This window comes from Mesorhizobium sp. WSM4845, from assembly GCF_055811455.1.
In genome coordinates, this window is record NZ_JBVVQA010000004.1 from 182,625 (window position 1) to 206,013 (window position 23,389).

At 61.2% G+C, this 23,389-nt stretch carries 24 protein-coding genes and 1 pseudogene; 16 read left to right on the forward strand and 9 right to left on the reverse strand.

The genetic code is table 11. The annotated features are described in order from the left end of the window. Positions 1-72: 72 nt before the first annotated feature. Entirely contained in the window at positions 73-993 is a 921-nt protein-coding gene (locus tag AC0L2C_RS06855; protein ID WP_287363513.1) for a LysR family transcriptional regulator, read from the reverse strand. 155 nt (positions 994-1,148) lie between these two features. On the opposite strand from AC0L2C_RS06855, the gene AC0L2C_RS06860 reads away from it, so the two are divergent. Then, positions 1,149-1,799, forward strand: a complete 651-nt coding sequence (locus AC0L2C_RS06860) for a hydrolase (protein WP_473523028.1) — start codon at positions 1,149-1,151, stop codon at positions 1,797-1,799. 663 nt (positions 1,800-2,462) lie between these two features. On the opposite strand, the gene AC0L2C_RS06865 is transcribed toward AC0L2C_RS06860, so the two are convergent. The 6 genes from AC0L2C_RS06865 to AC0L2C_RS06890 all read right to left on the reverse strand — a co-directional run bounded on the left by AC0L2C_RS06865 (position 2,463) and on the right by AC0L2C_RS06890 (position 7,535). Further along, entirely contained in the window at positions 2,463-2,669 is a 207-nt protein-coding gene (locus AC0L2C_RS06865) for a hypothetical protein (RefSeq protein ID WP_287120178.1), read from the reverse strand. A 403-nt stretch (positions 2,670-3,072) separates the two neighbouring features. Further along, the gene (locus AC0L2C_RS06870) at positions 3,073-3,597 is read right to left on the reverse strand and encodes a prepilin peptidase (RefSeq protein WP_287238377.1); all 525 of its coding nucleotides are present in this window, start codon (positions 3,595-3,597) and stop codon (positions 3,073-3,075) included. 9 nt (positions 3,598-3,606) lie between these two features. Beyond that, positions 3,607-4,149, reverse strand: a complete 543-nt coding sequence (locus AC0L2C_RS06875) for a tetratricopeptide repeat protein (RefSeq protein ID WP_473495972.1) — start codon at positions 4,147-4,149, stop codon at positions 3,607-3,609. Between the two features lie 57 nt (positions 4,150-4,206). Continuing rightward, positions 4,207-5,157, reverse strand: a complete 951-nt coding sequence (locus tag AC0L2C_RS06880) for a type II secretion system F family protein (RefSeq protein ID WP_473523029.1) — start codon at positions 5,155-5,157, stop codon at positions 4,207-4,209. Between the two features lie 18 nt (positions 5,158-5,175). Continuing rightward, on the reverse strand, positions 5,176-6,147 hold the full coding sequence (locus AC0L2C_RS06885; RefSeq protein WP_287238381.1) for a type II secretion system F family protein: 972 nt from the start codon (positions 6,145-6,147) through the stop codon (positions 5,176-5,178). Continuing rightward, positions 6,147-7,535 carry a CpaF family protein gene (locus AC0L2C_RS06890; RefSeq protein ID WP_287238382.1) on the reverse strand — a complete coding sequence of 463 codons (1,389 nt, stop codon included), beginning with the start codon at positions 7,533-7,535 and terminating at the stop codon, positions 6,147-6,149. The genes AC0L2C_RS06885 and AC0L2C_RS06890 overlap by 1 nt, the downstream gene beginning before the upstream one ends. Positions 7,536-8,055: 520 nt before the next feature. Between AC0L2C_RS06890 and AC0L2C_RS06895 the strand changes: the two genes are divergently transcribed. From AC0L2C_RS06895 to AC0L2C_RS06940, 10 genes are all read left to right on the forward strand, one after another. Then, positions 8,056-8,274: a Flp family type IVb pilin gene (locus tag AC0L2C_RS06895; protein ID WP_287238383.1), complete on the forward strand. Its 219-nt coding sequence runs from the start codon at positions 8,056-8,058 to the stop codon at positions 8,272-8,274. Between the two features lie 96 nt (positions 8,275-8,370). Continuing rightward, on the forward strand, positions 8,371-9,408 hold the full coding sequence (gene cpaB / locus AC0L2C_RS06900; protein ID WP_287246808.1) for a Flp pilus assembly protein CpaB: 1,038 nt from the start codon (positions 8,371-8,373) through the stop codon (positions 9,406-9,408). Positions 9,409-9,451: 43 nt separating this feature from the next. Next, the gene (locus AC0L2C_RS06905) at positions 9,452-10,900 is read left to right on the forward strand and encodes a type II and III secretion system protein family protein (RefSeq protein WP_287238387.1); all 1,449 of its coding nucleotides are present in this window, start codon (positions 9,452-9,454) and stop codon (positions 10,898-10,900) included. Beyond that, positions 10,884-11,174 carry a hypothetical protein gene (locus tag AC0L2C_RS06910; protein WP_287064117.1) on the forward strand — a complete coding sequence of 97 codons (291 nt, stop codon included), beginning with the start codon at positions 10,884-10,886 and terminating at the stop codon, positions 11,172-11,174. Before AC0L2C_RS06905 ends, AC0L2C_RS06910 begins: the two co-directional genes overlap by 17 nt. A 54-nt stretch (positions 11,175-11,228) precedes the next feature. Beyond that, positions 11,229-12,761 carry a TadE/TadG family type IV pilus assembly protein gene (locus AC0L2C_RS06915; protein ID WP_287238389.1) on the forward strand — a complete coding sequence of 511 codons (1,533 nt, stop codon included), beginning with the start codon at positions 11,229-11,231 and terminating at the stop codon, positions 12,759-12,761. 5 nt (positions 12,762-12,766) lie between these two features. Continuing rightward, positions 12,767-13,294, forward strand: coding sequence for a TadE/TadG family type IV pilus assembly protein (locus tag AC0L2C_RS06920; protein WP_287246806.1), 528 nt, complete (start codon positions 12,767-12,769; stop codon positions 13,292-13,294). A 41-nt stretch (positions 13,295-13,335) separates the two neighbouring features. Continuing rightward, the gene (locus AC0L2C_RS06925) at positions 13,336-13,944 is read left to right on the forward strand and encodes a TadE family protein (protein WP_473523030.1); all 609 of its coding nucleotides are present in this window, start codon (positions 13,336-13,338) and stop codon (positions 13,942-13,944) included. Continuing rightward, a complete protein-coding gene (locus AC0L2C_RS06930; protein WP_287238394.1) occupies positions 13,941-15,104 on the forward strand; it encodes a CpaE/TadZ family protein in 1,164 nt (387 codons plus the stop codon). The genes AC0L2C_RS06925 and AC0L2C_RS06930 overlap by 4 nt, the downstream gene beginning before the upstream one ends. Beyond that, positions 15,088-15,678, forward strand: coding sequence for a L,D-transpeptidase (locus AC0L2C_RS06935; protein ID WP_287238396.1), 591 nt, complete (start codon positions 15,088-15,090; stop codon positions 15,676-15,678). Before AC0L2C_RS06930 ends, AC0L2C_RS06935 begins: the two co-directional genes overlap by 17 nt. Further along, positions 15,675-16,262 carry a hypothetical protein gene (locus AC0L2C_RS06940; protein WP_287238397.1) on the forward strand — a complete coding sequence of 196 codons (588 nt, stop codon included), beginning with the start codon at positions 15,675-15,677 and terminating at the stop codon, positions 16,260-16,262. The genes AC0L2C_RS06935 and AC0L2C_RS06940 overlap by 4 nt, the downstream gene beginning before the upstream one ends. 406 nt (positions 16,263-16,668) lie before the next feature. On the opposite strand, the gene AC0L2C_RS06945 is transcribed toward AC0L2C_RS06940, so the two are convergent. Next, positions 16,669-17,208, reverse strand: coding sequence for a hypothetical protein (locus AC0L2C_RS06945; protein WP_473523031.1), 540 nt, complete (start codon positions 17,206-17,208; stop codon positions 16,669-16,671). 360 nt (positions 17,209-17,568) lie between these two features. Between AC0L2C_RS06945 and AC0L2C_RS06950 the strand changes: the two are divergent. After that, positions 17,569-17,713: pseudogene (locus AC0L2C_RS06950) on the forward strand (HlyD family type I secretion periplasmic adaptor subunit); the annotation flags it as partial. Continuing rightward, positions 17,703-18,338, forward strand: coding sequence for a ribbon-helix-helix domain-containing protein (locus AC0L2C_RS06955; RefSeq protein WP_287238402.1), 636 nt, complete (start codon positions 17,703-17,705; stop codon positions 18,336-18,338). The pseudogene AC0L2C_RS06950 and the gene AC0L2C_RS06955, both read left to right, overlap by 11 nt. Positions 18,339-18,397: 59 nt before the next feature. Here the strand turns inward: AC0L2C_RS06955 and AC0L2C_RS06960 are convergent, their stop codons facing one another. After that, complete coding sequence (locus AC0L2C_RS06960; RefSeq protein ID WP_473523032.1) at positions 18,398-19,291, reverse strand: LysR family transcriptional regulator; 894 nt, start codon at positions 19,289-19,291, stop codon at positions 18,398-18,400. Positions 19,292-19,633: 342 nt separating this feature from the next. On the opposite strand from AC0L2C_RS06960, the gene AC0L2C_RS06965 reads away from it, so the two are divergent. Genes AC0L2C_RS06965 through AC0L2C_RS06975 form a run of 3 tightly spaced genes read left to right on the forward strand, consistent with a single transcriptional unit; the run spans position 19,634 to position 23,388 of the window. Further along, complete coding sequence (locus AC0L2C_RS06965; protein ID WP_473523033.1) at positions 19,634-20,272, forward strand: (2Fe-2S)-binding protein; 639 nt, start codon at positions 19,634-19,636, stop codon at positions 20,270-20,272. 3 nt (positions 20,273-20,275) lie between these two features. Further along, on the forward strand, positions 20,276-21,274 hold the full coding sequence (locus AC0L2C_RS06970; RefSeq protein ID WP_473523034.1) for an FAD binding domain-containing protein: 999 nt from the start codon (positions 20,276-20,278) through the stop codon (positions 21,272-21,274). Next, the gene (locus AC0L2C_RS06975; protein ID WP_473523035.1) at positions 21,271-23,388 is read left to right on the forward strand and encodes a xanthine dehydrogenase family protein molybdopterin-binding subunit; all 2,118 of its coding nucleotides are present in this window, start codon (positions 21,271-21,273) and stop codon (positions 23,386-23,388) included. The genes AC0L2C_RS06970 and AC0L2C_RS06975 overlap by 4 nt, the downstream gene beginning before the upstream one ends. Position 23,389 lies beyond the last annotated feature (1 nt).

The window sequence follows — 23,389 nt, forward strand, 5'->3', positions numbered from 1 at the left end:
CAGTAAGTGGAACGTGCGGGCAATGTCGTCGAGCTCAGCGGCTCGCAGAGAGCGACCGTCGAACGCAATTCTTTAATAAGGCTTCGCCCCGTTCGTGTTTTGACGGTCGAGACCCCAAACGTCCGGATTTCGTGCGAAGTACTCGATCAGCATCTCGGTGAGGACCCGGACTTTCCGTGTCGGGTGCTTACCCGGCGGTCGGACGACATACGCGCCTGCCGAAGGTGGGGGATAGCGTGTCATAATCGGAATGAGCGCTCCGGAGGTCACATAGCCATATGTGATGCAATCAGGGAGCCAAGCGATGCCGAGACCTGCCACTGCGGCGGCGGCAAGCGCCGCAGCGTTATCTGCCTTGAATCTGCCCTGCGGCTGAACTGTGACGATCTTGTCGCCATCCATGAACTGCCAGGCTTCCGTCCCTTGCATGAGGGCCTGATGGACGACGAGCTCATCTGGCGTCTGAGGTGAACCGCTTGCTTTGATATAATCCGGACTTGCGACGAGTTTTCCATAGATCGGTCCGATGCGCTTCGCGATCAGGTTGGAGTCGTGAAGGTAGCCGACCCGGATCGCGCAGTCGAAACCCTCTGCGATCAGATCGACGAAGCGATCGCTGTAGGAGGTATGGATGTGGAGCTGGGGGTGCTGATGCGCCATTTCCGCAAGCACGGGGGCGAAGTGGGTCGGGCCGAAAGTAAGTGGCATGGCAACTCTCAGGCGGCCGCGCAGCTCACCGGTTGGGAGGATCGTTTCCCTGGCCGTATCGATCTCGGCGCTGGCCCGGGCCGCATGGTCTCTGAACGTGATTCCCGCTTCTGTGAGCGCGGCGCCGCGGGTCGTTCGGGCAAGAAGCTGGACGCCAAGCTCCGCCTCAACCCGAAAGAGCCGCCGACTGACGATTGACTTGGAGACGCCGAGCCGGCGCGCGGCGGCCGATACGCCCCCTGCGTCGGCCACTGCGACGAATGTCTGCAGATCTTCGATGTCCAATTCGGCGTTCCTCGTTTCGCGACACAGCTTGCCTGACTATGGCACTACCGCATCACCCAAAGGAACAGCAAATTGCGGCAAGGCAACGTCGCTCGGCGGCGCATGTCTCCCCGTGAACCCATTGCCGTCCACAACGGCAGAGAAAGGAAGTCTTGATGACCCCCCGTAACGGCCTTGATTCGCTTCTTCGTCCCGAAGACTCGGTACTCGTTCTGATCGACCACCAGCCTTACCAGCTCACGAACCTGAACAGCCACGACCCGCATATGGCGGTCAACAATGCTACGGGTCTGGCGAAGGCCGCCAAGGCATTTAGCGTACCGACGATCCTCACGAGCGTGCTCGCTGACCGAGGCGGGCTCATCTTTCCGCAGATCACCGACGTCTTCCCCGGCCAGGAGGTGATCGACCGGATGCTTATCAACACCTGGGAAGACCAGAAGGTCGTCGACGCGGTCAAGAAGACCGGCCGCAAGCAGTTGATCATCGCCGGTCTGTTCACGGAGATCTGCGTCGCGATGCCGGCGATCCAGGCTGCCGGCGAAGGGTGGGACGTCACGGTCATCACGGACGCCTGCGGCGGCGTCTCGGTTGAAGCCCATGAGGTGGCGATCCAGCGCATGATCGCGGCCGGCTGCAACATGATGACGTGGATGGCGCTCGCGTGCGAATGGCAGCGCGACTACACAAGGGCCGAGACCCTGCCTGCATTGATCGAGTTCCTCAAGGATCACATGGCCGGCAGCGGCATGGCGTACCTGTGGGAGCAGCAGCTGCTCAACACACCCGTGCCGAGCGAAGGCTGATCCGGGCCGGGATGGCGAGCTTTTCGGTGAGCGTCGGGCCGCGGCCTGGGGTTGCGCCGATGCCGATAAGCGCTCGAATTTTAAAATGTCGAATACCGACGCGTCGTAAGTCAGGCGACACAGCACTTCAGCAACCATCGGCTCTCGCCGCTTCGGAAAGGCATCAGTTCGCAAACTGTCATCGAGGCAGCCTGTTGAACTCACAGCGAGATTTGATCCGGGATCGCTACCATTGCGCCAGAATTTGGTAATCAGAACGTCAAAAAATCTGGCAGCGGGAGCCTGTTTTGCTCACACCCGAAATTCGGCGGTCCCGATCAGCCGATGAGTCGCCTTGAGTCAGTGCTGCGATAAGCAGAGAACAATCCAATTCCTCAGGGAATGAAAACCTTAGGTCACTCTGAGTCGCCATACGAAGCGATTTCAATCTGGCTGTCTTCGCGGCGCGTTCGGCACGCTCAGCCTCAGCCATCACCTTCGCTGAGCGAGTAATTTGCCTATTTTCCAGCCAACACATCTGTTCGATCCCGCAAAAAATTTCTTCTCGGACGCTTGCCGTAGTTTCCGGGCGGATTTGCGCGACCACCAAGGCCAGTTCGGATCCGATTCCGCCTTTCCTCTTGCCAGGCCCTTTTTCGCGCCGGTACGCCTTAATGCCCTGACTCAATTGCGCTTGTCGCCCTTCATTGTGATGAAGTCGGTTCGATCGTTGACGCTAAGATTCGCGTTGCCGCCAGGCGCGGGCCGATCGCCTTGGCAATAGCCGTTGGCTTGGCGCGCGGCGCCAAAGCGCGAGTAGCCCGAGCCGTGCAAATCATACTGCTTACGCTCGATGTGGCTGCGCTCTGGCCGGCGCCTATCAGGGGCCATCACCAAGATCGCCGCGGCAAATGACTAGCGGAACAGATACTTTGATAGCTCTGGATCGCCTCGTCTCCACATAATGTTATCCAGAAAGTAGTGATGCACGTTGATGAATATCCACGCTATGAAGAGGATCAGCGACGAGCCGAACACCTCTTTGTTGTACGGAACCAAAACGGACAACGCGATCGGGACCAGCCAGAAACCGAGAATCCCCAGAATTCCACCAACAATGATAAACCCAGCACCCGCAGCCTGTACATCGGGCCAAGAACGGACAGGACCTTGAATTCGGATTCTGTAGCGGCATTGTGCTGCTCATCACCTCAGCACTGGCGTCTGGCGCGAGCCGCTTGAGAACATAGACGCCCGAGATGTACAGCCAGGCAGTTGCTGCAGTCCTGTCCTCTCAGATCGCCGGGCCAGCATGGGGCATCAAGGTGACGTAGATCATGAACCCTATCGTGCAGATCGCTGCGAGCGAGATCGGCACGCCAAACGGCACAACGCCTTTGCGGTCCAGGTGCTGAACGTAGAGGCGGAAAGCGCCTGCGGGCAGCATGAACGGATTTTTGACGATCAACGCTGTGGCGAGCGCGAAAACCAGCAGCAGTACGGAGAACACAAGGAGGCCGCTGCCGCCGATCAGCAACGGCACCACCGCCATCAGCTTGACGTCGCCGGCCCCGACCTTGCGCAAAGCCCAGAACGGAAACAGCGCAACGAACAATAAAAGGCCGGCGATTGCGCTCAGGCCCATGTCCCACCACGACCCGGATTGCACCGACAGGAGCTGCAGCGAGCCCAGACCCAGGCAAAGCAGCAGCAGCACATTCTGGTTGGATATCTTCTGGGTGGTGAAGTCGAGCCAGGCAATCCTTGCCAGCAAAGGAATAGCTAGCCCCTTCAGCAGCAGCGATGCGGCGAGCAACATGCTATCGCCTTACCGCTCGAGATTCTTTACGCTGGACGACAGGAGCTTCAGATTGTTGGCCACGGTCGGATCGTTGGGCGCCAGCTCATAGGCCTTGAGGAAACTGCTGCGCGCGTCCTGCAGCTTGCCGCGCAGCAGGTAGGAATAGCCGACATTGTTGTAATATTCGGGCGTCCCGCCGACCAGCCGGTAGGCTTGGCGATAGGCGTGGTCGGAGAGGTCGAAGCGGCGGATGCGATCGCTGGAGGCGGCCAAGCCCATCCAGGCACCGCCATCGTTGGGCGCCAGTTGCGTCGCCTTGTAGAACAGGGCGCCGGCATTGCCGTAGTTTTCCGCGCGGAACTGGTTCTTGGCTTCGGCAACAGCCTGGTCGGAGGCATAGTACTCGACGTCGCTGACCGTCTTCAGACCGTCGAAAGCATCGCCAAAGGCTGTCACATCACCTTTCGAGGGCTCGTTGGTGCGGACGACGCCGCTATCAGCCGTCTGACAGCCGGAAAGCACGATGAGCAGCAAACCGGCTACGGCCGCGAGGCGCATTGGCCCTGTCATTTCGTCCCCCAAAAGAGTTCTCTCCGACTCTGTATTTCGACCAAAGCACAGACGTGCCTAGAAGAAAACACCCCTCATGCGAATGATCACCGGCAACATGATGATCATCATCACCACCGGGAAGATGCACAGTCCCAAGGGGATCATCATTTTGACCGGCAGCGAATTGGCACGCTCCTCGGCACTCAGAATTCTCTGGCTGCGCATTTCGTCGCTATAGACGCGCAGAGCCTCGGTCAGGCTGGTGCCGAGTTCTTCCGATTGCCGAAACAGCACTGCCAAAGCCCGCGCTTCCTCAAGTCCGACGCGGTCAGCGAGTTCGCGCAGTGCTTCCCGCAACGGCTTGCCGGCCCGCAGTTGCAGCGTCATGATCGACAGTTGAATGCCTAGCCATTTGTGCGTGCCGGCCAGTTCCTGGCTCACGCGCTCGACCGCCGCCTCCAGGCTCATGCCTGCGTCGGCACAGGTTATCATCATGTCCATGAAATCAGGAAAACCGCGGCGGTAGACCTGCTTTTGTCGTTTCTCGAAGCGATCGAGCATGACGCTTGGAACCACGAGACAGGCGAGCCCGAACAAGGCGGAACCGATCAACGGTACCAAACTGGGGAGTTGCGCTGGGAGCACCCGCGATAACAGCGCATAGGCGGCCAGAAAGCCGACACAGACCGCGCCAAGCCGCGACAAAGTATAAATGAGCGGAGCGCTCGATTGATAAAAGCCGGCGCGGAAGAGCTTCGCGTCCAAGGCGCTGGGTTGGTCCCGCTCCTTTTCGATTGATCGAAAATATGCATCGACTGGCCGCTGCGCTGCGAGCTTGGCAAGCTGTTCCTGTCCAACGAGCGAACGGCGATCGGCAATACCTTCAGCCATCAGGCTTTGTGCGACCAGCTTCCGCGTCTGCAGTGCCGGCAAAAAGACGAGGGAGCCGAACAGGAATAGGGCCACCGCCGCCACGAAGACGGCAATGGAGACCAGAACGCTGAGATCCTGAATAGCCGAAAACAAGATTATGTCTCGCACCTGTCAGAAGTCGAAATTGACCATTCGATACATGATAAAGTCACCAAACAGCGCCCACGTCCCGAAAATCAGGAACACAGGAAAGATGATCGGATCGCCCCAGACGGTGCCGTAGTAGGCCGGGGCAACAAGCTGGAGCGTCAGGAACATCACGATCGGGAACAGCGAGATGATCCATGCCGATACACGGCCTTCGGCCGAAAGCGCCCTGATCTTCATCCTGAGTTTCTGCCTTTCGCGCAGCACTGACGAAAGATTGGACAGGATCCCAGTCAAATTGCCGCCGGTCTTGGCCTGGATCGACAGCGATACCGACAATAGATGAAGGCCCTCGAAGCCGACACGCTGCGAAAGTTTCCGCACCGCCTGTTCCATGCTGAGGCCAAAGGTAATCTCGTCGGAAACGATGCCGAATTCGGTACCGAGCGGATCGGGCATTTCGCGGGCGACGAGACCAACCGCCACGGAAGCTGGATGTCCGGCGCGCAGCGAACGAACGATCATGTCGAGTGCGTCAGGGAGTTGCTTCGCGAATTTCTGTATCCGCTTGTTGCGAGCGCGGCGAAGAACCAGAAGCGGCAGCACAAATCCGACAACTACAAAAACAATGGACGACACCAAGGTCGAGAAGCCTAGAAAGATCGAGAGCAGCAACGCCGGTGCCAGCCCTGCTAGAAGGAACTTCGCGGCGAAAGACAGCGGATTCCCGGTAATGCCAGACTGGGTATAGAGCCTGTTCAGCCAGATCAGGCCAAAGAGAAAGTCGCCCGAGGCTGTCAGCCCGCGCTCGCGCAGCAATCCTTGCAGGGTCCGTTCGGCCGGAACGTCATCAGCAAGCCGCCTCAGCCGATGGTTGATCGCGCCAATCCGTGACCGGCTCTTGGCAAAGGAAAGATACATGGCCTCGCCGGCGAGAATAACCGATGCCGCCGCAAGCACGTAAATAAAGTAGAGCAAAGTCTGACCGGTAGGCATCAGAGGGCAACCTGCGGATTGAAAGCATCCTTGGCGAAGTGGTGGCCCAACGTTGCTGCCTCCGGGGCAAAGCGTGGACGGACGCCAGTAGCGCGAAAATCGCCGATGATCTTTCCTTCCGGCGTCACCTCCCGGCGAACAAAATGGTAAATTTCCTGAAGCTGGACGACATTGCCTTCCATGCCGGTCAGTTCGGAGATGGAAACGACACGCCTGCCACCGTCCGCAAGACGCTGCGTCTGCACGATGATGTCGATGGCCGACGCGATCTGCGCTCGAATGGACTCATGGGTCATCGGCATGCCGGCCATGCCGACCATCTGTTCCAGCCGCGATATTGCATCGCGCGGCGTGTTGGCATGGATTGTGGTCATCGAACCTTCATGGCCGGTGTTCATCGCCTGCAGCATGTCGAAGGCTTCCTCGCCGCGAACCTCGCCGACGATGATGCGGTCGGGCCGCATGCGCAGCGCGTTCTTAAGCAGTTCGCGCTGGCGGACCTCGCCTTTTCCCTCGACATTGGGCGGACGCGTCTCCAGCCGGCCGACATGCGGCTGCTGCAGTTGCAGTTCCGCGGCGTCCTCGATGGTGATCAGGCGCTCCCTGGCCGGGATATAGCTCGACAGCGCGTTGAGCAGGGTGGTCTTGCCGCTGCCGGTGCCGCCTGAAACCAGGATCGACTTGCGTGCCTGCACGGCAATGCGCAGAAGATCGATCATCGGCTGGCGGATTGAATTGAACACCATCAGACGTTCGAGCGAATAGGGATTCTTCGAGAATTTGCGGATCGACACCAATGGGCCGTCGACCGAGATCGGCCGCACCGCGATGTTGACACGCGAGCCGTCTTCCAGTCGCGCGTCGACCATCGGCGCCGATTCATCGACGCGCCTGCCGATGGCCGAAACGATCTTGTTGATGACGCGCAGCAGGTGCGCCTCGTCGCGAAAGCGGATTTCGGTCTCCTCGATCATGCCGCGCCGCTCGATGAAGACGCGCTTATGGGTATTGATTAATATGTCGGTGATCGAGTCGTCCTTGAGCAGCGGCTCGATCGGCCCCAGCCCAAGCATCTCGTCGGCGGTCTCGCTGGTCAGCCGATCGAGTTCGCGAGCATTCAGCGGCACGGCGCGAGCGCGCACGAATTCGCGCACGATCGGCCGGATCTCGTTAAGGATTTCGTCCTTCGATGCGGTTTCAAGTGTGGCAAGATTGAACCGGTCGATCAGGTGACTGTGCAGTTCAACCTTGAGCGTCAGGAAATGGTCGCCATTCGATTCGGTGTCGGCTGCAGGGGAAAGCGCCGGCGCAACAGGCAATACCGCAATCGGCTCAAGCTTTGGCTCAATCCGCGGTTCGCCTGGCCCTTTTGTGAATCGACCCAGCATGACGCTTCCCCCGTTTAGTCCCCACGCTGAAACTAAGCGTTAACCAAGCTTGGCACAAGCGCCAGCCGCACCATGCAACTTAATACTTCAGACATAGTTAAGATCAAGCATCAGAAAACGCGACGTTTATTTGGTCAGCGCCGCTGTCCTAGGGAAAACGAGGACTCGCATTTCAATGCACAGTGTTTTTCTGCCACAAAGGCGTCATGGAGCCCACCTAAGGCCTTAGATATAAAGGGATATGCAGCATCGCTAATGCTGCCCCACTTCCGCCATACCACGGCCAAATTGTGAACGAATGGTTAAGACGGGTTGAAAAACGAGCCGAATCAATGTTTTGGTCCGCCTGAGGTCGGGCAATATTCTTGCCAAATCATGTATAGGAAAGTTAAGCAATCGTTAATCCCATTTGACTCTGATTTTCGTCGGGACTTAGATCGAGATGACGGGGGATGCTTGGGTATGGATTTCATCCTTGGCTCGTCTCGTCGGGTTCAAACCTCCAAAGGGAGAAATTGGCATGAAGAAGCTCATGACGATGACCCGGCAGTTCCGCGACGACGAAAACGGCGCTGCTATGGTCGAATATTCCATCCTTCTCGGCATCATCGCTGTTGCGGTCGTTCTGACCGTTATTGCCATCGGCGGCTGGGTCACGGGTCGTTTCGCGGGTCTCTGCACCGCGCTCGACGGCACGAGTGTTGGCACCTGCAACGCGGCTGCGGGCACAGGAAGCTGACCGCCTAATCACACTTCAGGCCCGGATCGTCCGATCCGGGCCTGAATTCAATCTCGGCAGACGAATTCCCGCACTGTGGGCTTGGGGCTTGGGTCTATGCGCGCCAATACAGTTATCATGATCGTTCTCGCCGGCGTGTTCGGCGTTCTGGCGGTGGTGCTTGCCAATATCTGGCTGGCCAGCCAGCGCAGCGCCATGGCGAAGGGAGATGTCCAACGCGACACGGTCGTCGTGGCTGCCGTCGCGCTGAAATTCGGAGACACGCTCACCGCCGATAAGTTGCGCGAAATTGCATGGCCGGCGGGTGCGGTTCCGGCCGGCGCGTTCAAGACGACCAAAGAAGCCCTGGCCGGCGACGGCACAAAACAGGCGCTGCAAGCGATCGGCACTAACGAGCCCATTCTCGCAACCAAGATCACCGGTCCCGGCCAGCGCGCCACGCTTTCGGCGGTGCTCGGCGAAGGTATGAAAGCTGTTTCTATCAGGGTCAACGATGTGCTCGGCGTCGCCGGATTTGTCTTCCCCGGCGACCGGGTCGACGTGCTTTTGACGCGCACGGCGCGTGGCGAAGGCGGCGCGGACAGAAGTTTTGTCGACGTGCTGCTGCAGAGCATGAAGGTGCTCGCCGTCGACCAGGTCGCCGACGAGAGCACGGAGAGCCCGACTGTGGTGAAATCGGTGACGCTCGAGGCCAGCACCAGGGACGCCCAGAAGCTTACCCTGGCCGCCGGTGCCGGCCAGTTGTCGCTAGCGCTTCGCCAGGCCGCCGCCAGCAGCGGCGAAACGACCGAACGCGTCACGCTTTCCGACCTGACCGGCGACACGCCGGCCGACGTCGCCGCAAGGCAGGCCGAACTCGCCAAACAGGCAATAGCCGAGGCTGAAGCCGCAGCAGAACGTAAGCGCGCGGACGACAAGATCAATGGGCTGACCCAGGCCGTGGAACGGGTGGGAAGCAGGCTCGACCTGTTGAGCAGCGCAAAACCCGTTCCGGCAGTGGCCTCAGCACCCCAGGTGCAAGAAGTGGTTAAGGAAGTGATCAAATATGTGCAGCCGGAGCCGCCGGCGCGTGCGACAATCGGCGTCTTCAGGGGTGTGAAGCTCGAATCCTACGACGTGCCGCGACAAAAATAACGCTAGGGTATTGCCGAACGAATCGGCAAGGGGGGTAGTCTAGATGCGCATGTTCCGGGGACCACTGGCGGCTGCCGCGCTGGCCTGTTCGGTCATGTTACTGCCGATCGATCTTGCTGCTCATGCAGCCGATCGCAAGATCGATGTATCGAACCCCAGCGTCCACCGCATTTTCCTGCCCATGTCGCAGTCGGTGACGATCCAGGTGAACGCCACGCTGGGCGACATCGTCGTCGGCGACGAGAAGATCGCCGACGCCCAGCCAATGACCGACCGGACGCTCTATGTCATCGGCAAGACCGCCGGCACCACCACCGTCAACCTCTTTTCAGAAGACAAGCGCTCGCTTGGCGTGATCCAGATCGAGGTCGGCGTCGACGTGAGCGACATGGCGCAAGCGATCCGGCAGGTGGCGCCCAGGTCGCGCATCGATATCGGTTCTATCAACGGCAAGGTCAGGCTTGGCGGCCATGTCAAGGACGGCGCCACGCTGGCGGCGATCATGGAGGTCGCCCAGCAATATGGCCCCGACGCGATCATAAACGCAGTGACCGTCGACGACAGCCAGCAAGTAAACCTCGAAGTGCGGGTGCTGGAGGCCAAGCGCAATGCCGGCCGTGATCTTGGCGTCTCGATCAGGAGCACCAATGGCAGCGGCACGACCCGCACCGGGACGGGGATTGCCGCCGTCGATGAGGACAATGTGGTGCTGGGGCCGGGCGGTCTGCTTACCGGCCTTCTTTCGAACACCAACCCGTTCGCGGCGCTGATCACCCGCGTCATCGACAGCAACATCAAGGTCGACCTGATCATCGAGGCGCTCGAGGCCAAGGGCGTGGTGCGCACCCTAGCCGAACCCAACCTCACCACTCTTTCCGGTGAGGTTGCCAGCTTCAATGCCGGCGGCGAAGTACCTATCCGCGTCGACGACGGTGATGGCGAGATCAGCATCGAATACAAGCAGTTCGGCGTCAATCTGCTGTTCACGCCGGTCGTGCTCGCCAACGACAAGATCAACATCAGGTTGGCTCCGGAAGTCAGCGACCTCACCGGCTTCACCACCGCCGGTGACCCGATCTTCACCAACCGCAAGCTGTCTACCGTCGTCGAGTTGCGCGACGGCCAGAGCTTCGCGGTCGGCGGTCTTTTGTCCAGCAAGAACACCAAGATCCAGCGGCAGGTGCCGTGGCTCGGCCAGGTCCCGATCGTCGGGACGCTGTTCCGGAATTCAAGCAACCAGAAGGAAGAGACCGAACTGGTCGTGATCGTGACGCCGCGTATTGTGCGGCCGGTAAAGCCCGGGGAACAACTGGCGACGCCGTTCGACAAGACGCGGCCCGCCAACGACCCGGAACTCTTCATCCTCGGTCAGCTCGAAGTGACCAAGGACATGGTTCGCAAATATGAACTGGGCGAAGGCGTGGTCGGCCCCTATGGCCACATGCTCGACCTGAAATCCAAGGACAAGATGATCTATGTCAAAAAGAAATAGCGCCTTGATCCTGCTTTTGTGCGCCGGCGGGCTGACGGGCTGCGCCGCCGACTACCTGAACAATTACGAAACGGTGACACTGGCTGCCGGCGACACGCAGAAATACAATTCGCTGCTGCAGACGGTCGATCCGCTCAATCCGGCCTCCAGGAACACGGCGATCGAAGGCGACGGCGCGCGCGCTGCCGCTGTTGCCCAGAGTTACAAATTTCCACCACCACCACCGCCGCCGCCGGCCATAACGGTCAACGTCGGCAACACCGGGGTTGAATAGAAGGGTGCGGGTTTAGCGTCAGGCAAAGCGACTGGCGTCAGGGGAGCAAGGGCCATGCTGCGGATTGTTCGCGCGTTCTGGCACGATCAGAGGGGAATAGCGCTGATACTGGTCAGCATCACGCTGCCGGCGATCATCGGCTTTTCCCTGCTGGCGATCGATATGAGCCGGGTCAACAACCTTCACAACGATCTTCAGAAGGGGGCGGATGCGTTTGCGCTCGCGGCGGCAGCGGAACTGGACGGAAGCAGCGGTTCCTGGGCGCGGGCCGAACGCGCTATGGCGACACTCGTAGACAATGAAAGCAATTTCTCCACGGCAGGCAGGTTCACCCTTACCTCCGGTCAGCCGGGGGGCACACAGCCCTGCACCAATGCTGGCAACATTTCCTGGTGCTTCCTCAAGGCGATCCCTGCCAACGACGGAACTAGGATTACAGCGGCCAATCAGGCCAACTATCTTGCGGATGCCATCCAGGCTGTCGGAGAGGCGGAAACACGGTTCATCCAGGTGACAGTCGCTCCCCAAGGGTTTGCCGCGATCTTTCCCGCCTCATTTGTGACATCCGGCGCCAGCGACAGCTTCAATGTCGGGGCAGTCGCGGTAGCGGGCTTCACCTCCGGCGTCTGCGATTTCACACCGGTCTTCATGTGCAACCCCTATGAGATGGTGAACGGGACAAACAATGCCGGCGGCTATACGCTTGAGCAGGCCGTTGCCAATCCGGCCGTCCGTCGCAGGCTGATCGAACTGCGGAAGGTCGGAAACGGGGCTGCCGCTGGTCCAGGCAACTTTGGCTTCCTCGAGCCCCCGCAAGGCGTCGGAAACGGAGCTCAAGCGCTGGCCCAGACGATCGCGACGTCAACCCCGGTCGGCTGCTACAATGCCGAGAACGTAACGACGAAGACCGGTCAGAATGCCGGCCCGGTGCAAGATGCCTTCAACGTTCGTTTCGGGATTGGAGCCAACGGTAACCACTTCGACAGCCCCGAGTACGGTCCGGCCGCCAATGTCCGAAAGGGGGCGATACAGACCACCGGCAGCACTAATCAATGCCCTTCCATGAACAAACTTTCATTCACCGAAGCCGGAACGATGGGCCTTCCGCGCGACGCGACCACTCCGTATCTGGGCGGCCGGATGGGCGACGGAAATTGGAATTTCTCTGGCTATTGGAGCACCAACTTCGGTTCAGCTAGCTATCCATCTTCATGGAATACGACCAAGCCGACGCGCTATGAGGTGTACCGTTACGAGATATCGGCCGGGTTGGTGGGCACCGCATCGACCGGTGGAGAGATTGGGACACCGTCGGCAGCTTGCCAACCGCCTGTCACCACAGTTGATCGTCGGCTGCTTTATGGCGCGATCCTGAACTGCAATGCGCTCGAAGCAGCGGGCCACGATCTGTCCGGTCACAGCACTAATCTGCCCGTCGAAGCCTTTGCCAGCTTCTTCCTCACTGAACCTGTTCCCTCGGCGTCTGAGGACGCGTCGGTGATGGTCGAACTGGTCGACGTAACCGGCGGTGCCGGCCAGGGCACGCTCGACAGTTTCCTCCGCGACGAAGCTCAGCTTTACCGGTGATTGCGATGATCGGAGGGCTGTACCATCATCTCCACAGATTTCGACGCGAGCAGCGCGGCACGGCTCTCGTAGAAATGGCGCTGATCGCACCACTGATGCTGGCGTTGTCGGCGGGCGTGTTCGAGTTCGGCAATCTGATCCACAAAAAGCTGCTGATGGAGGCTGGCCTGTCGGACGCGGCGCGCTTTGCCGCGCGCTGCAACAGCCAGCTGTACACCAAGGCCGGGCTAGCGGCGATCAACTGCGCAGATATCGCCACCAACATCGCGGTATTCGGCGATGCCGCGGGGACAGGGAGTGCGCGCATTGCCGGCTGGCAGAAGGCGAATGTGACAGTGACCATTGCCGCCTCAGGCTCATGCCATGACGCGGTGGTCGCAGGTGTCACCCGATATCGCGCTACAACTGCACAGGTCTGCATCGTCAGGGCGGCGGGGACGTTGGCCTATAGCGGCATCGGAATGCTGTCGCTGGTCGGCATCGGGCCGATGACCCTCAATGGCTTTCACGAGGAGCGGTTGATCCGGTTCTGATCATGATCAGGCGTTTCGCAAAATCGGAAGACGGCGCGACGATGGTGGAGATGGCCATCGTATCTACACTGCTGTTTACTGTTGTCCTCGGCTTCGTCGATTTCGGTTACGCCCTCTATCAGTGGAACGCCGCCAACAAGGCCGTCCAGTTAGGCGCGCGCCTGGCGTCTATTTCCGACCCGGTTGCCACCGCGCTTGCGACGGCCGCACCGACGACGACACCGGGCGCTCCGGTCATCGCTGCGGCCTACGGACCATTCACCTGCACTTATACTGCTGGCACAGGGGCTTGCAGTAATGGCGGCACCTTCAATGCCGCCAATTTCAGCCGTATCTTTCGGGGCGACACGACAGTCACCAATGACGATGCCTGTCCGATCATCACCCCAGCCCAGCAACCCACTACGCGGCCTGGAATGTGTCATTTCTTTCCTGGCTTGCGGCGCGACAATGTTGTCATCGCGTATTCCGCCACCGGCTTGGGCTACCAGACCCGGATGGGCGGTCCGGTGCCGACAATCACCGTCCGCCTGCAGAACCGGACCTTCCAGTTCTTCTTCCTCGGCGGCCTGCTCGGGTTCGGAAATCTCACCATGCCCTCCATGCTGAGCACGGTTACAGGCGAAGACCTGAGGAGCACATCGCCATGAACGCCATCAACACCAAGGTGTCCCCGACCAAACGAAAGCAGGTGGCCCTGTTTTCGTCGGATCCGCAGTTCAAGCGCGAGGTGGCGACGCGGCTCGATGCGCTGGCCATCTACGATGTCAGGATTTCCGAGACGGCTGACTTCCTCAAGGGCCCGCCCCCCGAGACGCGCCCGGGCATCGTCATCCTCGACCTGGCCAATGGCGAGTTGCTCGGCGAGCCCGGCATCGTCGCGGCGCGCGCCTTGTGGGCGACCGTGCCGCTGATCGCGGTCTCCGACGAATTGACCTCCGAACAGACGCGCATCCTGGTTCGCATGAACGCCTCGGACTGGCTGCACAAGCCGCTCGACGCCAAAGAACTGCTGAACGCGGTCACCTTCCACGACACCGGCAACCAGGGTACAAAGAGCCGCATCATCACTTTCATCAGCGCCAGCGGCGGCGCCGGCGCCACGACGATCGCTCTGTCGGCGGCGGAATACCTGGCCTCGAAATCCACCGAACGGGCGGCTTCGACCTGCCTCGTCGACCTCGATTTCCAGAGCGCCAATTGCGGCGCCTATCTCAACCTGTTCAACCAGTTCGACCTGGCCGGCATTATCGGCCAGCCGGAAAGGCTCGATGTCGAACTGATGGACGTCATCAAGCTCGCTCGCCCGTCCGGCCTGACCCTCTATTCATTCGAGAGGCCGCAACTGCCGTTTGAGCCGCAGGGCGCCGATTTCGTGTTCCGGCTGCTGGACCTCGTCGCCTACCGGTTCGACGACATCGTCATTGACCTGCCGAATATCGAAACCCCCTGGCAGAATTCCGTGCTTTCGACGAGCGACGAGATCTTCATCGTCTTCGAGCTCAATGTCGCCTCGCTGCGGCAAGGCAAGCGGCTCTACACGAAGATCCGCGAACTGCGCGGCAATTCGGTGAGCATCACGCTGGTCGCCAACAAGCATAAGCGCAAATGGTTCGGCAACCACTTTTCGCGCAGCGAACTCGAGAAGATCTTCAAGGCGCCGCACATCAAGTCGGTCGGCCTGGACAATGCGCTGCTGACCGACGCGCTGAACCGGGCCATCCTGCCTTCCGAAGTGGACGGGCGGGCGCGTTTCAACAAGGACCTGAAGCGGATATTCAAAGAGCGGCTCGATGACGCAGCCCGGTAGATACCGCATCGTCCCGAGGCTTGCCGGCGCCTGCATCATCGGACTGGCCTTGGGGATGCCGGCCTGGGAATTCGCCCAAGCCCGATCCGCGCTGTCCGACCGGCCGCCGCTGCCGGCAATGGGTCCCAGCCTGCGCAAGGCGGTTGCTCTCCAAACGGCCGAACGGCCCGGCACGATCATCATCCGCAAGGACGAGAAGGCGCTTTATCTGGTGACCCGGCAGGGCCGGGCGCTGCGCTACCAGATCAGCGTCGGGCGCGACGGCTTTGGCTGGACCGGCATCGTCAAGGTCGGGGCGAAAACGGAATGGCCGGAATGGCGCCCGCCCAGGGAAATGCGCGCCCGCCAGCCGGAGCTGCCGGAAATGGTGCCCGCCGGTCCCTACAATCCGCTCGGCGCCAGGGCACTCTATCTGCTGCGGGACGGGCGCGACACGCTCTACCGCATCCACGGCACCAACGATCCCAAGGGCATCGGCTTCGACGGAACATCGGGGTGCTTCCGTCTTACCAACACTGATGTGATCGATCTTTTCAAGCGCGTCTCGGTCGGCGCAAAGGTGGTGGTCCAATGACGATGATCAGCGACCTGGATATGCCGGCAATCGACATTGGGCCGGCAACCCACACTGAAGATCAAGCTGCAGTGGGGAAACCGAGCAATGCAAGGATGATCGGCGTTGTCGCCGCCGGCGCCTTGCTGATCACGGCGGTGAACGTAACGGCCGCGGTCTATTTCTACCGCGGCATCAACGATCTGCGCCTTGTCGAACGGCGGCTGGAACAGCTCGGATCGTTCGAGCAACGGATCGCAGCCCGGCTCGATACGGTCAACAACGGCTTTCAAAGCCGGTTCGAAAAACTGGACAGTCAACTGCAGGGCAGCTTCAACGAAGTCAAGGGCAGCATTGCCCGGCTTGAACAGGAGCTGCCCCTGGACAGTGACGACGACATGTCGAGCATCGCGGAGCCTTCCGTGATCACGACCAGTACCATGGCGGAAGCAGCCACCGATCTCGAAGAAGCGACCGAACCCAGTGTCATCGAAGCGCCGCGCCCGCCCAAAAAGAGGATCGCCGCGTCGCCCCCTCCCCCAAACTCGTCCTACCAGCGCATAGTGCAACCTGACGGCAAGGTCCACTACAAGAAAATCAACTAGTTCCTCTGCACCGAGGATTTGGTTCTTAGCCTGAAAGGGACTGTCGACGGTCGCTGCGGCGGACCAGGATAAAAGCTGATCTGTAGTGATCCTTCGCGCCCCCCTCTGTCCTGCCGCCCACTTGGCATCTCCCCACTTGGGGGGAGATCGGCCTTCATCCCTGATTCGCCAACCACCAGCCTTGCAAAAAGGACGGTGTCCGCGAAGCTGCCAATCTCCCCCCAAGTGGGGGAGATGTCCGGCAGGACAGAGGGGGGCGCCTCGCTCCGCCATCAAAGATTCTGCAGCGTCGTGACGCTCTGAGGTAACGGCATGGATCCCAGGGTCTGCGCCGCGTCGCTTCGCTCCTTGCTCCGCCCTGGGATGATGAAGCGCTTGGGATGAACCCGTTCAGATGCGACGCGCCTTAGAAATCCCGCTGCAGAGCAAAAAGCCGTACGGCGAGCGCTTCGGAACGCTGTCGCGCCTCGCCGAGAAAGGCAAAATGACAGTAGGCGCAGGCTGCAGTGCCCAGACCCAGCACCAGGCTGTTCCGCCATGTGAAGTCGAGGATCAGCGAGAATGGCTGGCCGCTCGGTGCGGTGAATGCCGCAATCGTGCTCGCTGTTTCAGAATGGCTGCTGGAAGCCATCATCAACCCGGCGAAAAGCAGAGCGGCGTGGTTGGCAACGAAGAAGAACGCGGCCGATTTTCTCGTCCGGCAAGCCATCCAGCAGAGGATCGATGCGGCGGTCAGGATGGCGGCATCAAGGACCATTGAACCGCTGAGATAGAGGTCGACCTGCTGCCAGAACATCGTCGCCAAAGGGCGCAACTCGAGCCAGATCCGCCACAGGGCAGGGCTGGCCGGATAGGTTCCGAGCAGGAACGTCGCTGCTCGCTCCCCTGCAAGAATCAAAAGAATGAGAGCCGGGAAGGCAAAAAGCAGTAGCGGCTTGCGCGTCATGTTCCCTCGCCAATCGACAAGCAGAATAGACAGCAAAGATTGCGCGAGGCTTAAGGAAAGCGCCGCGAACAGCATTGATCACAGGCGCAGGCGCTTGCCGCAACCGCAGCGAGCGCCCGTTTTATGTGCCATTTTTGCTACATTCCCGAAACTTATGGCCCGAATTCGGTTCTTGGCCGGCCCTAGATCAATAAACACTCACGTATTCGAAGAATTTATCGGATAATTTTTCAAAGCTTCGGTGAGAAGGCTTGGCCATCTAAAAAGTACCGGGCAGAAGCGTGGGTGGGGGTAGAAACGAATACGATAATCAAAGTGGCCATTGGCAAGCGCCTTGGCCTCCTCATCACATTTTCGATTTCGACGATCGAACGGGATGGCAAGGCTTATCCGATCATCCCGGGCGTGACCTGCTCTCGACATCGAGACCGGACGCAAGACGATCCTGAGTTTCCTTTTGAAGCCGATCAACAAGGCGCGTCAGGAGGCCATGAGTGAACGCTAGCTTCTCTCCCCCCAGCAATCCCGATCCGCTACTCCTGCCGCTCGCCAAGGAGGATTTTGGCCTGGAATTTCGAGTTGTGGCGCGTGGCGGAACACGCCGCGGGATCCGTCTGGAGCGGGCTTTTTGGATATCGCTGAAGCAAATGGCTGAGAGCCGGAAGTGCACGATCGGCATGCTCATAGATGAGATAGCCGGAGTTCAGCCACAGAGTAGCAATCTGACATCCGCGATCCGGGTAGCCTGCATACGCGGACAGGCGAAGGAAAACGTGACGTTGAGTAAGCTCGCGTCAATAACGACAATCAACGCCATACTGGTTGCCTGCCCCTCGCCTGCATTTGCCTTGACGTCATCGAAGAAGATCCTGACTTTCAATGTTCCGTTCCAGCAACTGGTGAAGCGCCAACTGCCTTCCGGACCAAACGACGATGCGCGGCACGACCTCAAGCTGGCGTTGGACCTCAACGTCGCCGACATTTTTGCACGCCTCGACATCAACGGTGAAACGCCGGTCACCAGCGGATTTGTCCTCGGCACGGGCGAACGTCGGTACCGTGGTCAATTGAACGTCGTGCGGGCGCCGGTGATCGAGCCGGAGCTGCTGATGGCGTTCGTCTTCGGCTGACCGGTTCCGGCGGTACTGAACGGTCAATCCTGGCCGAAGACGCTTCGCACTGCATGGCCTCAACCCGAGAAGCGGAGCGTATCGACGAGCAGGGCGAAAGCCGGCGACGCTTGACGGCGGCTGGGATAGTAGAGGTGATATCCCGGCCAGGGCGGGGACCACTCATCCAGCACCCGCATCAGGCGGCCGCTTTCCAGATGACGCTCCGCGACATCCTCCGGCAGATAGGCGAGGCCGAAACCAGCCAGCGCCGCCTCGAGAATGTCGAGGGTGCCATTGAGGACAATCTGGCCGTCCACCCGCACCTTCAGTTCGCGACCGTCGCGCTCGAAATCCCAGGCCCAAAGCCCGCCATTGATGGAAAAGCGCTGGTTGATGCAAACGTGGTCGGTCAGTTCCTGCGGCGTCGTTGGCGGCGGCCGCCTGGCGAAATACGACTTGGTCCCGACGACGGCGAAGCGGATGTCTGGTCCGATGCGCACCGCGATCATGTCTTTCGCAACACGCTCTCCCATTCGCACGCCCGCGTCGAACCGTCCGGCAGCAATATCGGTCAATGCGTTGTCGAGGAAGACCTCGACGGTGACGTCGGGATAGTCGGGCAGGAGCTTTGCCAGCTTCGGCCAGATGACGGCGTTGAACGCGTGATCGCTTGCCGTGAGCCGAATGGTGCCGGCGGGCTTCTCCCGCAATTCGCTCAACGCCTCGACCTCGGCCTCGATCTCCTCAAAGCGCGGGCCGATATTGCGCAGCAGCCGCTCGCCGGCCTCTGTAGTCGAAACGCTTCGGGTCGTTCTCGTCAGCAGCCGAATGCCCAGCCGCTCTTCCAGATCGCGGACCGTGTGGCTGAGCGTGGACTGCGAAATTCCGAGCTGCGCAGCGGCGCGCGTGAAGCTGCCCTCCCGCGCAACCGCCAGAAAGGCCAGAAGCATATCGAGTCGTCCGCGCTGCATTTATGGTTCCGCCCCATAAGTTTGGGCGGATTATACGGACTAATCGAGGGAACTGCACACACTCAATCGATCGCGATTGCCGAGAGCACCGCAAATTTCCCGGACGGTGGCGCGAACCCGTCTGAGCAATGACGATGAAGGAAGAACCGGCGGCAGTTCATTCGCGTCGCTGCCATTCATGGCCCCGACCGATAGGTCCTATCGGGGAGCGGGCGCTAATCAAGGCGCCTCAAGCGCCCTAAGCTTTTAGCGTCGCACACGCACCCAGCGTGTCTTCGGGCCGGGGGCCATCCATATCTTGGGCCGCGAATTTGGCGGATCATCACGGAAGCGACAATCGACATGTCTGATAGCCAAAGAACTTCGACAGCCAGTTCGGACATAACGCGCCGGGAGCTCATGCAAGCGGCTGCTGTGACTGGCGGTGCTCTTTTAGGAGAACAATTCGTGCCCGGAGCTATATCTCCGGCGCTGGCACAGGCTGCCGGCGCCGCGACGGCGCCGCTCGATGTGTCGCTGCGCATCAACGGGACGGAGCACCGGCTTTCGCTCGACCCGCGCACGACGCTGCTGGATGCGCTGCGCGAGCACCTGCATCTGACGGGCTCGAAGAAGGGCTGCGGCCTCGGCCAATGCGGCGCCTGCACGGTGTTGATGGATGGCATGCGCGTGAAGGCGTGCCTCTCGCTCGCGGCGCTCGCTCAGGGCCGCGACATCAAAACCATCGAAGGATTGGCGCAGGGCGATGAGCTCCACCCGTTGCAGGCGTCCTTCATCGAGCGCGATGCCTTCCAGTGCGGCTATTGCACGTCGGGGCAGATCATGGCCGGCGTCGCCTGCATCAGCGAAGGCCATGCCGGGTCGCCGCAGGAGATCCGCGAATGGATGAGCGGCAATCTGTGCCGTTGCGGCGCCTACGACCATATCGTCGCGGCCATCCAGGACGCGGCTGCCGTGTCCAACTCGACGCAGGAGGGCTGAGCCATGCATCCCTTTGTGCTCGAACGTCCGCGGGATCTCTCTGCCGCACTCAGCTTCGGCGCTCAAGCCGGCCGCAATGATGCGCCGGTCGAATACATCGCCGGCGGCACCGATATGGTGCAGCTTCTGCAGGAGAATGTCCGCCGACCGGATCGGCTTGTGAGCCTCGCGGGAGTTCTCGACGACGGCATCGAGATCGGTCCGCAAGGCCTGAGGCTTGGCGCCGCCGCCACGATGGCGGAGGTGGCCGCCCATCAAGCTGTGGTCGAGCAGTTCCCTCTGATATCCCAGGCGCTGCTGAATTCGGCGAGCCCGCAGGTCCGCAACCAGGCGACCATGGGCGGCAATCTGCTTCAGCGCACACGCTGTCCCTACTTTCGCGATGTCGGCTACGAGGCATGCAACAAGCGCGTGCCTGGCTCCGGCTGCGCCGCCCTGGACGGCGAGAACCGCTGGCACGCAGTGCTCGGCACGAGCGACAACTGTATCGCCGTTCACCCGTCGGACCTCGCGGTTGCCCTGGTGGCGCTCGATGCGTCGGTCGAGCTCCGAGGAGCTGGCGGTGACCGTTCCGTGCCGCTCTCCGATCTCCATCGCCTTCCCCGCGATACGCCGCACCTCGAAACCGTCCTGAAACCGGGCGAAGTGATCACCGCGATCACGGTCCCGGCCAGGGCGGCAGGACTGCGGTCTCACTATCTCAAAGTACGCGATCGCGCCTCCTTCGAGTTCGCCGTGGTCTCGGCCGCAGTCGCAATCGAGACGGACGGCGCTCGCATCCGGCAGACCCGCGTAGCGCTCGGCGGCGTTGGAACGAAACCCTGGCGCCTGTCGAACGTCGAGACCGCTCTCGCCGGCGCCGACTTCGAGCCAGCGGTGCTCCGCCAGGCGGCGGCCCTCGCAGCAGACGGCACACGGGGTCGCGGCCACAACGGTTTCAAGATCGAACTCATGCAGCGCGCCATCGTGCGTGCGGTCGAAATCGCGGGAGCACGCGCATGACTGCTGCCTTGATCGGAAAATCCGTCAGCCGCGTCGATGGCCGCCTGAAAGTTACCGGCGCCGCGACCTATGCCGCCGAGTTTGAGGTACCCAACCTCGCCCATGCCGCCGTCGTCAGGAGCATTGTCGCGAACGGCCGCATTGCATCCATCGACACGGCGGAGGCCGAACGGGCGCCCGGCGTAATCGCGGTTGTGACGCACAGCAACGCGCCCAGGCTCGCCTACCAGCCGCATAAGGGCCTCCCGGACGCAGCCGTTGGCGAGCGCCTGCATGTGCTGCAGGACGACCGAGTGACTCACCAGGGCCAGCCGATCGCGCTGGTGGTCGCCGAGACGCTTGAACAGGCGGCTTACGCGGCGGAGGTCGTGCGGGTTACCTACCGGCACGAAGCGGCGGCCACCGACATGGAAAGCGTCGATCCAGTTCTGCCTACCGGGAAACCGGCGGAGTGGGAGATACGGCGAGGCGAACCCGACAGCGCCTTCGAACAAGCGGAATTCCGGGTCGACCAGACCTATGTGATCCCGCGCGAGAACCACAATCCGATAGAGATGTTCGCCACCATTGCCTCATGGCAGGGCAAGAGCTTGACCCTGTGGGACAAGACACAATGGGTGCACAACGTTGCCGAGGAGATCGCCGCCGTGTTCGGCATCGCTGCTGAGAACGTGCGTGTCATCTCGCCCTTCGTCGGCGGCGCGTTCGGCTCGGGCCTGCGCTGCTGGCCGCATGTCACGCTCGCCGCGCTGGGCGCCCGTGTAGCCGGACGGCCGGTCAAGCTGGTGCTGTCGCGGCGCGAAATGTATTATGGCGTCGGCTACCGTCCGCACACGGTGCAGCGGGCCGCACTTGGCGCCTCCCGTAACGGCCAGCTCCAGGGCATCCGGCACGAGGGCCACCAAGAGACCTCGACCTACGAGGAATTCACCGAAGCGCTGCTCAGCGCGACCCGGTTCCTGCACTCCTGCCCGAACGTCCACACGCGCCATCGCATCGCGCCCATGAACGTCCACACGCCGACCTACATGCGCGCGCCCGGCGAGGCGAGCGGCATGTATGCCCTGGAATCGGCCATGGACGAGTTGGCGGTCGCGCTGAACATGGATCCCGTCGAACTGCGGCTGCGCAACGAGCCGGACCGGGACGAATTTAGGGATCTCCCGTTCTCGAGCCGATCGACCAGGGAATGCTACCGGGCCGCCGCCGAGCGTTTCGGGTGGGCCCAAAGGAACGCCGCGCCGCGCTCCATGCGCGATGGGCGCTCGCTGATCGGCTGGGGCATGGCCAGCGCCACCTATCCGATGAACTATGCACCCGCCTCGGCCATGGCCCGGCTCTTGCCGGACGGCACTGCCGAAGTGATGAGCGCAGCCAGTGACATGGGACCCGGCACATGGACATCGATGACGCAGGTCGCGGCGGACACGCTGGGCCTGCCGATCGAGCGGGTCAAGTTCACACTTGGCGACACCCGCCTGCCGCGCGCCCCTATCCACGGCGGTTCCATGACCATGGCGAGCGTCGGCAGTGCGGTGCAGGCGGCTTGCCGCAAGGCGCGCGACGACGCGCTGGCACGCGCCGGCTCCAACGATCTTGAAGAGGCCATGGAGCGTCTCGGCCAAGTGATCGAAGCAACGGCCGACGTCGCTCCCGGAGATGAGACGAAGCGGTTTTCCATGCACGCCTTTGGCGCCGTGTTCGTGGAGGTTGCCGTCGATCCCGATCTCGGCGAGACGCGCGTGCGGCGCATGGTCGGCGCCTATGGCGCCGGCCGCGTCGTCAACCCGAAGATCGCGCGCAGCCAGTGCATCGGCGGCATGATCGGCGGCATCGGCATGGCCCTCATGGAGCACTCGGTTGTCGACCCCCGCAACGGGCGCGTCACCAATGCCAATCTCGCCGAATACGCCGTGCCGGTGCACGCCGACGCGCCGCCGGTCATGGACGTGATCTTCGTCGACGAGCACGACCCGCACGTGAACCCGCTCGGCGTGAAGGGCCTCGGCGAGATCGCGCTGGTCGGCGTCGCGCCAGCGATCGCCAATGCCATTTTCCACGCTACCGGAAAGCGCGTCCGCGAACTGCCGATCACGCCGGACAAGCTGCTCTGAC